General features: G+C 60.5%; 9 protein-coding genes. 1 reads left to right on the top strand and 8 read right to left on the bottom strand.

The genetic code is table 11. The features are described 5' to 3' along the window. Positions 1-156: 156 nt before the first annotated feature. Complete coding sequence (locus CAF87_RS08415; protein ID WP_085729732.1) at positions 157-468, bottom strand: YqfO family protein; 312 nt, start codon at positions 466-468, stop codon at positions 157-159. 5 nt (positions 469-473) lie between these two features. Then, on the bottom strand, positions 474-4,370 hold the full coding sequence (purL, locus tag CAF87_RS08410; protein WP_085729731.1) for a phosphoribosylformylglycinamidine synthase: 3,897 nt from the start codon (positions 4,368-4,370) through the stop codon (positions 474-476). 285 nt (positions 4,371-4,655) lie between these two features. Between purL and mltF the strand changes: the two genes are divergently transcribed. Continuing rightward, complete coding sequence (gene mltF / locus CAF87_RS08405) at positions 4,656-6,116, top strand: membrane-bound lytic murein transglycosylase MltF (protein WP_085711664.1); 1,461 nt, start codon at positions 4,656-4,658, stop codon at positions 6,114-6,116. A 43-nt stretch (positions 6,117-6,159) separates the two neighbouring features. Here mltF and pdxJ read toward each other — a convergent pair whose 3' ends face one another. From pdxJ to lepA, 6 genes are all read right to left on the bottom strand, one after another. Then, on the bottom strand, positions 6,160-6,903 hold the full coding sequence (pdxJ, locus tag CAF87_RS08400) for a pyridoxine 5'-phosphate synthase (RefSeq protein ID WP_007957371.1): 744 nt from the start codon (positions 6,901-6,903) through the stop codon (positions 6,160-6,162). Positions 6,904-6,950: 47 nt separating this feature from the next. After that, positions 6,951-7,637, bottom strand: coding sequence for a DNA repair protein RecO (gene recO, locus CAF87_RS08395; RefSeq protein WP_085729730.1), 687 nt, complete (start codon positions 7,635-7,637; stop codon positions 6,951-6,953). A gap of 163 nt (positions 7,638-7,800) precedes the next feature. Beyond that, positions 7,801-8,703 (bottom strand): GTPase Era, encoded by a 903-nt coding sequence (gene era / locus CAF87_RS08390; protein WP_039769512.1) that lies wholly within the window; start codon positions 8,701-8,703, stop codon positions 7,801-7,803. Then, complete coding sequence (rnc, locus tag CAF87_RS08385; RefSeq protein WP_085711665.1) at positions 8,696-9,385, bottom strand: ribonuclease III; 690 nt, start codon at positions 9,383-9,385, stop codon at positions 8,696-8,698. The genes era and rnc overlap by 8 nt, the downstream gene beginning before the upstream one ends. A 182-nt stretch (positions 9,386-9,567) precedes the next feature. Continuing rightward, positions 9,568-10,422 carry a signal peptidase I gene (gene lepB / locus CAF87_RS08380; RefSeq protein WP_065261873.1) on the bottom strand — a complete coding sequence of 285 codons (855 nt, stop codon included), beginning with the start codon at positions 10,420-10,422 and terminating at the stop codon, positions 9,568-9,570. A 9-nt stretch (positions 10,423-10,431) separates the two neighbouring features. Next, complete coding sequence (gene lepA / locus CAF87_RS08375; protein ID WP_085729729.1) at positions 10,432-12,228, bottom strand: translation elongation factor 4; 1,797 nt, start codon at positions 12,226-12,228, stop codon at positions 10,432-10,434. Positions 12,229-12,260 lie beyond the last annotated feature (32 nt).

The raw sequence follows: 12,260 nt of genomic DNA, 5'->3' as shown, positions 1-12,260 counted from the left end.
TTTTTGGCGTTTGAAAAAAGTGACTCGCCGTAAGGGCGAAACCGCCAGCAGCAACACCCGAAGAAACGGATATTCACTCAATCCCAACCCCCAAAAAACCAAAAAAACCCGCTGAAATCACTCTCAGCGGGTTTTCATTTCAGCAGCCAAGGAAGATCAAAAATCCTCCAGTCGCCACACTTCATAAGCCGGCGTCTCGTATGGATGGCTCAACTTAAGAGCAGCCACTACCGCGCGAATCAACTCATCACCAACGACAAGCTCAACCTTCCACTCCTCGACCCGCTCAACCTGCCCCGCCTGACCAATGAACGGCTGACTGCCGTCCAGAGGCCGAAACTGACCAGATCCAAGCACCTGCCACGCACAGTGGTCATAGTCACCGATCCGCCCGCCACCGGCAGCGAATACAGCGTCTTTGACCACCTCGACATGACTGTCGGGAACAAAAAACGCGAGCTTGTACACAGCGCTTAGTTCACCCACACACGAGCATTACGGAACATACGCATCCAAGGAGCGTCTTCGTTCCAGTCCTCCGAACGCCACGAGTTCTGCACGGCACGGAACACACGTTCCGGGTGCGGCATCATGATCGTCACGCGACCGTCGCGGCTGGTGAGGCCGGTGATCCCGCGCGGCGAACCGTTCGGGTTGGCCGGGTAGGCTTCGGTGACCTTGCCGTGGTTGTCGACGAAACGCATCGCCACGCAACCGGACAGGTCGGCTTCGAGCAGTGCCTCTTCGCTTTCGAATTCGGCATGGCCTTCACCGTGAGCGATGGCGATCGGCATGCTCGAACCGGCCATGCCCTGCAGGAAGATCGAGTTCGATTCCTGGATCTGCACCATCGCCACACGCGCTTCGAACTGCTCGGAGCGGTTGCGCACGAAGTGCGGCCAGAACTCGCTGCCCGGGATCAGCTCGTGCAGGTTGGACATCATCTGGCAACCGTTGCACACGCCGAGGGTGAAGCTGTCGTTACGTTCGAAGAAGCCCTGGAACGCATCGCGGGCACGGCTGTTGAACAGTGCGGATTTGGCCCAGCCTTCACCGGCGCCGAGAACGTCGCCGTAGGAGAAACCACCGCAGGCCACCAGACCTTTGAACTCGTTCAGGTCGACACGGCCGGCCAGAATGTCGCTCATGTGCACGTCGATCGCGTTGAAACCGGCACGGTCGAACGCGGCTGCCATTTCCACCTGACCGTTGACGCCCTGCTCACGCAGCACGGCAACCTGTGGGCGAATGCCTTTCTTGATGTAAGGCGCAGCGATGTCCTGGTTGACGTCGTAGCTCAGCTTGACGCTCAGGCCCGGGTTGTCTTCTTCCAGCAGGCCGTCGAATTCCTGCTGGGCGCAGTCGGCGTTGTCGCGCAGACGCTGGATCTGGTAGCTGGTCTCGGCCCACTGACGCTGCAGCAGACGACGCTGGCCTTCGAACACGGTGTCACCGTTGAAGGTGATGTTGATCTGGCCGTTGTTGATCGGCTGACCGATCACCGACACGCAGTCGCCCAGACCGGCAGCGCTGAATTGGGCGAGGATGTCCGGGGTGGCGTCCTGGCGAACCTGGATCACGGCACCCAGTTCTTCGTTGAACAGGATGGCGGCGATTTCTGCCGAGGATTCAGCAACGCTGTCCAGGTTCAGGCTCAGACCGCAGTGGCCGGCGAAGGCCATTTCCACCACGGAAGTCAGCAGACCACCGTCGGAACGGTCGTGGTACGCCAGCAGGTGACCGTCAGCGTTGAGGCCCTGGATCACGGCGAAGAACGCTTTCAGGTCTTCGGCGTCGTCGACGTCCGGAGCCTGCTTGCCGAGTTTGCCGTGAACCTGCGCGAGGATCGAGGCGCCCATGCGGTTCTGGCCGCGACCGAGGTCGATCAGGATCAGGTCGGTGGTGCCCTTGTCCATGCGCAGTTCCGGGGTCAGGGTCTGACGGATGTCAGCCACTGGCGCGAAACCGGTCACGATCAGGGACATCGGCGAAGTGACGGTCTTGTCTTCGCCGTTGTCGTTCCAGCGGGTAGCCATGGACATGGAGTCCTTGCCCACCGGAATGGTCAGGCCCAGCTCAGGACACAGTTCCATGCCGACCGCTTTCACGGTGTCGTACAGACGCGCGTCTTCGCCCGGGTGGCCGGCGGCGGACATCCAGTTCGCCGACAGTTTGATGTCGGAGAGCTTGTTGATGCGCGAGGCAGCAATGTTGGTCAGGGTTTCGCCGATGGCCATGCGCCCCGACGCCGGAGCGTCCAGCAGTGCCAGCGGAGTGCGCTCGCCCATTGCCATCGCTTCACCGGTGTAGACGTCGAAACTGGTGGCGGTGACGGCAACGTCGGCCACCGGAACCTGCCATGGGCCGACCATCTGGTCACGGGCCACGAGGCCGGTGATGGTGCGGTCGCCGATGGTGATCAGGAAGCTTTTGCTCGCCACGGCCGGGTGATGCAGGACGCGCTCGATGGAATCGGCGATGTCGAGGTTCGACGGATCGAAATCATCACCCAGCTCGGCTTCGCGAACCACCGAACGGTGCATGCGCGGTGCCTTGCCCAGCAACACTTCCAGTGGCATGTCCACCGGGTTGTTGCCGAAGTGGCTGTCGGTCACGGTCAGTTGCGGCTCGGCGGTGGCTTCACCGACGACGGCAAACGGGCAACGCTCACGTTCGCAGATCGCCTTGAAGCGCTCGAAGTCGGCCGGGCCGACTGCCAGAACGTAACGTTCCTGGGATTCGTTGGACCAGATTTCGTGCGGGGCCATGCCCGGCTCGTCGTTTGGAATGTTGCGCAGTTCGAAACGGCCACCGCGATCGCCGTCGTTGACCAGTTCCGGGAAGGCGTTGGACAGACCGCCAGCACCCACGTCGTGGATGAAGCTGATCGGGTTCTTGTCGCCCAACTGCCAGCAACGGTCGATGACTTCCTGGCAGCGACGTTCCATTTCAGGGTTTTCACGCTGCACGGAAGCAAAGTCCAGATCCGCCGAGCTGGTGCCGGTGGCCATGGAGGAGGCAGCGCCGCCGCCCAGACCGATCAGCATCGCCGGGCCGCCGAGGACGATCAGCTTGGAGCCGACGACGATCTCGCCTTTCTTGACGTGCTCTTCACGGATGTTACCCATGCCGCCAGCGAGCATGATCGGCTTGTGGTAACCGCGAACTTCATCACCGTGAGGAGTGGTGATCGACTGTTCGAAGGTACGGAAGTAGCCGGTCAGGGCCGGACGACCGAATTCGTTGTTGAACGCGGCGCCGCCCAGCGGGCCTTCGATCATGATGTCCAGCGCGTTGACGATGCGCTCAGGCTTGCCGTACGGCACTTCCCACGGCTGTTCGAAGCCCGGGATCTGCAGGTTCGATACGGTGAAACCGGTCAGGCCAGCCTTCGGCTTGGCGCCACGACCGGTTGCACCTTCGTCGCGGATCTCGCCGCCGGAACCGGTGGACGCGCCCGGGAATGGAGCGATCGCGGTCGGGTGGTTGTGGGTTTCAACCTTCATCAGGATGTGCACCGGCTCCTGCACCGCGCCGTACTGGCGGGTTTCCGGATCCGGGAAGAAGCGGCCGGCGACGTTGCCGACGATCACCGAAGCGTTGTCCTTGTAAGCGGACAGCACGCCTTCGCTGTGCATCTGATAGGTATTCTTGATCATGCCGAACAGGCTTTTTTCCTGGCTCTCGCCATCAATATCCCAACTGGCGTTGAAGATTTTGTGGCGGCAGTGCTCGGAGTTGGCCTGGGCGAACATCATCAGTTCGATGTCGTGCGGGTTGCGCTTGAGACCGTTGAAGGCGTTGACCAGGTAATCGATCTCGTCTTCGGCCAGGGCCAGGCCCAGCTCGACGTTGGCCTTCTCCAGCGCGGCGCGGCCACCGCCGAGGATGTCGATGGCGGTCAGCGGCTTCGGTTCGGCGTGGCTGAACAGACCGGCGGCCTGTTCGAGGTTGCCCAGAACGATCTGGGTCATGCGGTCATGCAGTACGTCTGCAATCTGCTGCGCTTCGGTTTCGCTGAACTGACCGGCCACGTAGAACGCAATGCCGCGCTCCAGACGCTGGATCTTGCTCAGGCCGCAGTTGCGGGCGATGTCGCTGGCCTTGCTCGACCATGGCGAGATGGTGCCGAAACGCGGCAACACCAGGAACAGACGACCGGTCGGCTCTTGAACCGGAACGCTTGGACCGTACTTCAGAAGGCGCGCAAGCACCTGCTGTTCGTCGCCGGTCAGGACGCCGGTGACTTCGGCGAAGTGAGCGAATTCAGCATACAGGCCACTGACAGCTGGAACCTTCTGGCTCAGTTGCTCAAGGAGTTTGCTGTGGCGAAAGGCAGAAAGGGCAGGAGCGCCGCGCAGGATCAACATCTTCGGGACAGCCTCGGGAAGGGGTGTGCTTTGAGGCCGTGCATTCTAGCCTAAACCGCCCTCAACATCACCCGAAACGCTACGCACGGTTGCACTCGGACCTCAATCTGTGTTTCTGCCTCTGAAGTCAGATTTAGAGCCTGCGGGACAGCCGCTTATTTTTTCTGTCACAAAATGCTGTCCGGCCCCATTCCTGCGGGGTTGCGAGCGCTTTTCCAATCGCTAGCAGACTACCCCTCCACTGTCGAGATATGGCGCCCGTTGCGCTTTGCGTATACTGCGCACATGTTTTCCCCAACGGCTTTGCGTCCGCGGTACGCCAAATGGCTGATCGCTACCGGACTCTTCCTGATGCTCAGTGGCTGTGTTGATAAACCCAACACACTCGAGCGCGTAAAGGAGGATGGTGTGCTGCGGGTGATCACCCGTAACAGCCCCGCCACCTACTTTCAGGATCGCAGCGGCGAGACCGGCTTCGAATACGAGCTGGTGAAGCGCTTTGCCGACGATTTGGGGGTGGAACTGAAGATCGAGACCGCCGACAACCTCGACGATCTGTTCGATCAGATCGGCAAACCCAACGGCCCGGTACTGGCCGCCGCCGGCCTGGTCAGCAGCGAACAGCGCAAGAAGCAGGTGCGGTTCTCCCATTCCTACCTCGAAGTCACCCCGCAGATCATCTATCGCAACGGCCAGTCCCGGCCGACCGACGCCAGTGAGCTGGTCGGCAAGAAGATCATGGTGCTCAAGGGCAGCACCCACGCCGACCAGCTCGCCGAGCTGAAACAGAAATATCCCGGGATCGAGTACGAAGAGTCCGACGCCGTCGAGGTGGTCGACCTGTTGCGCATGGTCGATGAAGGCCAGATCGACCTGACGCTGGTCGACTCCAACGAAGTGGCGATGAACCAGGTGTACTTCACCAACATCCGCGTCGCCTTCGACCTCGGCGATGCGCGCAGCCAGAGCTGGGCGGTGGCCGCCGGCGAAGACAACAGCCTGCTCAACGAGATCAACAGCTATCTGGACAAGGTACAGAAGAACGGCACCCTGCAACGCCTGAAGGACCGCTACTACGGCCACGTCGACGTCCTCGGGTACATGGGCGCCACGACCTTTGCCCAGCATTTGCAGCAGCGGCTACCCAAATACGAACAGCACTTCAAGACTTACGCCAAGAAAGAGAAAGTCGACTGGCGCCTGCTTGCAGCCATCGGCTATCAGGAGTCGCTGTGGCAACCGGCCGTCACCTCGAAGACCGGCGTGCGCGGTCTGATGATGCTGACCCAGAACACCGCCCAGGCCATGGGCGTGTCCAATCGCCTCGATCCGAAGCAGAGCATCATGGGCGGCGCCAAGTACCTGGCTTATATGAAGGATCAGCTCGACGATTCGATCCAGGAGCCGGACCGTACGTGGTTTGCACTGGCCGCCTATAACGTTGGCAGCGGCCATCTGGATGACGCGCGCAAACTGGCGTCCCGGGAAGGCCTGAACCCGGACAAATGGCTGGATGTAAAGAAGATGCTGCCGCGCCTGTCGCAGAAGCAGTGGTACAGCAAGACTCGCTATGGCTACGCCCGTGGCGGCGAACCGGTGCATTTCGTGGCGAACATCCGTCGCTACTACGACATCCTGACCTGGGTGACCCAGCCGCAGCTTGAAGGCGATCAGGTCGCCGAAGGCAATCTGCATGTGCCGGGGATCGACAAATCCAAGCCGGCGCAGGAAAACCCGCCGCTCTGATAAGCACTGTGGGAGCGAACTCCCACAGGATCTGCGTTGACGCTTAGGCTTTTGCAGCCGCCAGGATCAGCGCCTTCATCTCCGACACTGCCGACTTGAAGCCGACGAACAAGGCATGCGCCACCAGCGCGTGACCGATATTCAGTTCGTTGATGCCCTTGATCGCGGCCACGGCTTCAACGTTGTGGTAGTGCAGACCGTGACCGGCATTGACGATCAGGCCTTGGGCCAGACCAAATGCCACGCCGTCCGCTACGCGCTTTAGCTCTTCAGCCACTTCGGTCGGTGTTTCCGCATCGGCATAACGCCCGGTGTGCAATTCGATGGCCGGTGCGCCGACTCGTTTCGAGGCTGCAATCTGCCGCTCGTCAGCGTCGATGAACAGCGACACTTCGCTGCCGATCTTCGACAGACGCTCGACTGCTGCTCTGATCCGCTCTTCCTGCCCCGCCACGTCCAGACCACCTTCGGTAGTCAGCTCCTGACGCGTCTCCGGCACCAGACAAATGTGGGCCGGACGGATGCGCTCGGCGAACGCCATCATTTCTTCGGTGACGCCCATTTCGAAGTTCATGCGGGTTTGCAGCACATCCTTGAGCAACAGTACGTCGCGCTCCTGAATGTGGCGACGGTCCTCGCGCAGGTGCACGGTAATACCGTCGGCGCCCGCCTCTTCCGCGTCCAGCGCAGCCTTGACCGGATCCGGGTAGCGCGTACCACGGGCCTGACGCAGGGTGGCGACGTGGTCGATGTTCACGCCAAGAAGAATGCGATTGCTGGTGGTCACGGATGCGCTCCTGAATGGAAAGATTCGGCGCACAGCATACGGTGAGATCAGGGCTTGCGAAACAGCTCGCGACTCACGAGGGGACGACCGCCCAGATGCACGGCCAATGCTTGCCGCATCAGACGTTTGGCGGCGGACAACGCGCCGGGGGCCGACCAGTCGGCTTCGGCCATGGCCAGCAGCTCGGTGCCGTTGAACAGACCGGGTTGCAGCAGATAGACCCGCTCAAGCCCGGCATCCACCTGCAAGCGATAGAGACCGTCCGGAGCAATGGGTTCGTCATTGATGTCGGTGTTCAGGGAGAAGCCGTAACCGAGGTCGTCAAGCAGACGCCATTCGAAGGAACGTAGCAACGGCTCCAGTGGCCGGCCTTCTGCCAAAGCCAGCAAGGTAGCCGCGTAATGATCGAACACCGCAGGGTGCGGGTCTTCGGCTGGCAGCAGGCGGATCAGCAACTCGTTGAGATAGAGGCCGCTGAACAGCGCCTCGCCAACCATCCACGTGGCGTTGCCGGCACTTTCCATTCGCCCGACATTCTTCAACTCACCCTTGCCGCGAAACTCCACTTCCAGTGGCACGAACGGACGAGCCAGCGTCCCGGCCTTGCCCCGCGCGCTGCGCAATACCGCCCGCAGCCGACCTTGCGGCGTGAGGAAGTCCACCAAGGCGCTGGTTTCGCGGTAGGCGCGGGAGTGCAGGACGTAGGCGGGTTGGGCGGGAGGCGTTTGAGACATGGATTTCTCGTTGAGGGAAACGCGGTTTTACTCATCACCCAAAACCAATGTGGGAGCGAGCTGGCTCGCGAAAGCGGTGCAACAATCAACATCAATGCTGAATGTTACATCGTCTTCGCGAGCACGCTCGCTCCCACAATGGATCGATGTAATGCCAGACGCTTTACAGGTCGCCGTAACCCAGCGAACGCAGCGCACGTTCGTCGTCGGACCAACCGCCCTTCACCTTCACCCACAGGTTGAGCATGATCTTGGAGTCGAACAGCAGCTCCATGTCCTTGCGCGCCTCGGTGCCGATGCGCTTGATGCGCTCGCCCTTGTCGCCAATGATGATTTTCTTCTGGCCGTCACGCTCGACGAGAATCAACGCATGGATGTGCAGAGTCGCGCCCTGCTGCTTGAACTCTTCGATTTCCACGGTGATCTGGTACGGCAGCTCGGCGCCGAGCTGGCGCATGATCTTCTCGCGAACCAGTTCGGCTGCGAGGAAGCGGCTGCTGCGGTCGGTGATCTGGTCTTCCGGGAAGAAGTGATCGTTTTCCGGCAGATGGTCAGCGATTACTTTTTCAAGGGCATCAAGGTTGTGCCCGTGTTGCGCGGAGATCGGAATGATCTGCGCATTCGGCAGCTGTTCCTGCAACCAGGACAGATGCGGCATCAGCTCGGCCTTGTCCTCGATGCGGTCGGTCTTGTTCAGCGCGACGATCAGCGGGCCGGTTACGTACTGCACGCGCTCCAGCACCATCTGATCTTCTTCGGTCCACTTGGTGCGGTCGACCACGAAGATCACCACGTCGACGTCTTTCAACGCCGCCGAAGCGGTCTTGTTCATGTAACGGTTCAGGGCCTTTTCGCCACCCTTGTGCATGCCCGGGGTGTCGACGTAGATCGCCTGCACGTCACCCTCGGTCTTGATCCCAAGCATGTTGTGGCGAGTGGTCTGCGGCTTGCGCGAGGTGATCGCGAGCTTCTGGCCGAGGATGTGGTTCAGCAGCGTGGACTTGCCCACGTTCGGACGGCCGACGATGGCAACGTAGCCACAGCGAGTTGCGTTTGTATCAGTCATTGCCATTCTCCACACCCAGGGCAATCAGTGCTGCGGCGGCCGCTACCTGTTCGGCAATGCGACGGCTCACACCCTGACCCCGGCTTTTTTCATTCAATAGGACAACTTCGCACTCGACGAAGAAGGTACGGCAGTGCGGCTCGCCCTGGATATCCACGACTTCGTAGCGTGGCAGCTCGCAACCGCGCGATTGCAGGAATTCCTGCAGGCGGGTCTTCGGATCCTTGTTGGTGTCGACCAGCGTCAGACCTTCGAATTCGCCGGCCAGCCAGGCCAGGACGCGCTCGCGGGCGACTTCCATGCCGGCATCGAGGTAGATCGCGCCGATCAGCGCCTCCAGAGCATCGGCCAGAATCGACTCGCGACGGAAACCGCCGCTTTTCAGCTCACCGGAACCCAGGCGCAGGTATTCGCCCAGATCGAAACCACGGGCCAATACCGCCAGGGTCTCGCCTTTCACCAGACGCGCACGCAAGCGCGACAACTGGCCTTCGCGGGCCAGCGGGAAGCGCTCGAAGAGGGCCTCGCCGGCGACAAAGTTGAGGATCGCATCGCCGAGGAACTCCAGACGCTCGTTGTTGCGTCCGGCAAAACTGCGGTGCGTGAGGGCCAGGACCATCAATTCCTGGTCCTTGAAGGTGTAACCGAGCTGACGCTCGAGACGGCTGAGAGAAACGCTCACGGTTTGACCACGCTGAGTTCGTGGCTGGATTCCACCGCCATCGCCGAGATACGGCGCAGGCCTGGGACAATTAACGCTGTGTTCAAAAATGACGTCCTGAATATCGTGGCTTCATGCCCCGGAGCCGGTTGTGCCGACGCCAGAAATGCATTCGGCGCTGTGGTCAACAGCGCCGTGATTGTTTACTTGATCAGGCCGACCCGCGAGAAATTCGGCAGGTGGCTGAGTTTCGGTTCCGGCCAGCTCATCCAGACCGCGAAGGCCTTGCCGACGATGTTCTGGTCGGGAACCATGCCCAGCAGATCCTTGGGAATGTTCGGATCATCCCAGTAGCGACTGTCGTTCGAGTTGTCGCGGTTGTCACCCATCATGAAGTAGTGCCCGGCCGGCACGGTCCAGGTATGGTCCGGCGTGGCGCGGTAGCGGCTCATTTCCTTGCGGATCAGGTGCTCGGCGGCGCCGAGTTTTTCCTTGTAGAGTTCCGCGCTGCCGAGGGTGCCCGGCTCGGAGCCGACCAGTTGCTCGGCAATCGACTCGCCATTGACGAACAGACGTTTGTCGGCGGTGTAACGCACCGTGTCGCCCGGCAGGCCAACTACACGCTTGATGTAGTTGACGTTCGGGTCGCTCGGGTAGCGGAACACCATCACATCGCCGCGTTGCGGATCACCGACTTCGATGACTTTCTTGTCGATCACCGGCAGGCGGATCCCGTAAGAAAACTTGTTCACCAGAATGAAGTCGCCGACGTCCAGGGTCGGTTTCATCGAACCGGACGGAATCTGGAACGGTTCCACCAGGAACGAACGCAGCACCAGCACGATGAACAGCACCGGGAAGAACGACTTGCCGTATTCGACCAGCAGCGGTTCCTTGTTCAGCTTCTCCACCACCAGCACATCGGGCTGGCTGACGCTGCCCTGATAGGAAGCGATGGCGGCGCGCCGACGCGGTGCCAGGATCAACAGATCGAGCAACGCCAACAGGCCGCAGACGAACACGGCGATAACCAGCAACAGCGGGAAATTTAGTGACATAGGACCTGACTATTCCAACCTGAGCACAGCCAGGAAGGCTTCTTGTGGAATTTCCACGTTGCCGACCTGCTTCATGCGTTTTTTACCGGCCTTTTGCTTCTCGAGCAGTTTCTTCTTACGACTGACGTCACCGCCGTAGCATTTGGCCAATACGTTCTTTCTGAGTGCCTTGACGGTTGTCCGGGCGACGATCTGACCGCCAATGGCAGCCTGGATGGCCACGTCGAACATCTGACGAGGAATCAGTTCTTTCATCTTCTCGGTCAACTGGCGACCTTTGAAGTGCGAATTATCACGGTGCACGATCAACGCCAGGGCATCGACCTTGTCGCCGTTGATCAGCACGTCCAGTTTCACCAGATTAGCCGATTGGTAACGATCGAAATGGTAGTCCAGCGAAGCATAGCCGCGGCTGGTGGATTTCAGACGGTCGAAGAAGTCGAGGACCACTTCGTTCATCGGCAGGTCGTAGGTCACCTGGACCTGGTTGCCGAGGAACAGCATGTCGACCTGAACACCGCGTTTTTCGATGCACAGAGTGATGACGTTGCCCAAGTGCTCTTGCGGTACCAGGATGTTGGCCCGCACGATCGGCTCGCGCATGTCTTCGATCGACGAGACGTCCGGCAGCTTCGACGGGTTGTCGACGTAAATCGTTTCACCGGTTTTCAGCACCAGTTCGAAGATTACTGTCGGCGCCGTGGTGATCAGGTCCAGGTCGTATTCGCGCTCCAGGCGCTCCTGGATGATTTCCATGTGCAGCATGCCGAGGAAGCCGCAACGGAAACCGAAGCCCAGGGCGTCGGAGCTTTCCGGGGTGTACTGCAGCGACGAGTCGTTCAGGGTCAGTTTCTGCAGCGCTTCGCGGAAATCCTCGAAGTCGTCGGAGCTGACCGGGAACAGACCGGCGTAAACCTGTGGCTGGATGCGTTTGAAGCCTGGCAGTACCGGAACATCCGGCGTCGAGCTCAGGGTCAGGGTGTCACCGACCGGCGCACCGTGAATGTCCTTGATGCTGGCGATGATGAAGCCCACTTCGCCGGCCTTCAGGTCAGCGGTGGCGGTGTGTTTCGGGTTGAACACGCCGACGCTGTCGACCAGGTGCACCTTGCCGGTGGACTTCACCAGGATCTTGTCGCCCTTCTTCACGCGGCCATGACGCACGCGCACCAGAGAGACAACGCCCAGGTAGTTGTCGAACCAGGAGTCGATGATCAACGCTTGCAGCGGATCTTCGATGTTGCCGGTCGGCGCAGGAATGGTGGCGACCAGACGCTCGAGTACTTCGTCGACACCCAGGCCCGTCTTGGCGCTGCAGGTAACGGCGTCGGTGGCGTCGATGCCGATGATCTTCTCGATCTCGTCCTTGACGCGGTCAGGCTCGGCCTGCGGCAGGTCGATCTTGTTCAGTACCGGCATGACCTCGAGGCCCTGCTCGATGGCGGTGTAGCAGTTGGCCACGGACTGGGCTTCAACGCCCTGCCCCGCGTCAACCACCAGCAAGGCACCTTCACACGCGGCCAGGGAACGGCTGACTTCGTAGGTGAAGTCGACGTGGCCCGGGGTGTCAATGAAGTTCAGCTGATAGGTAACGCCGTCTTTGGCCTTGTAATAGAGGGTAACGCTGTGGGCCTTGATGGTGATCCCGCGTTCGCGCTCCAGCTCCATGGAATCCAGTACCTGGGCTTCCATTTCACGCTCGGCCAGGCCACCGCACATCTGGATGAAACGGTCAGCCAGCGTCGACTTGCCATGGTCAATGTGGGCGATGATGGAGAAATTGCGGATATGACTCAAATCACTCACGGATCAACACTCAAAAAGGCTGCAGGCTTGGC

Origin of the sequence: Pseudomonas sp. R38(2017) (assembly GCF_002112395.1) — a bacterium.
Lineage (GTDB): Bacteria > Pseudomonadota > Gammaproteobacteria > Pseudomonadales > Pseudomonadaceae > Aquipseudomonas.
The sequence above is the reverse complement of the archived record's forward strand: the minus strand, read 5'-3'. Positions and strand labels throughout refer to the sequence as shown.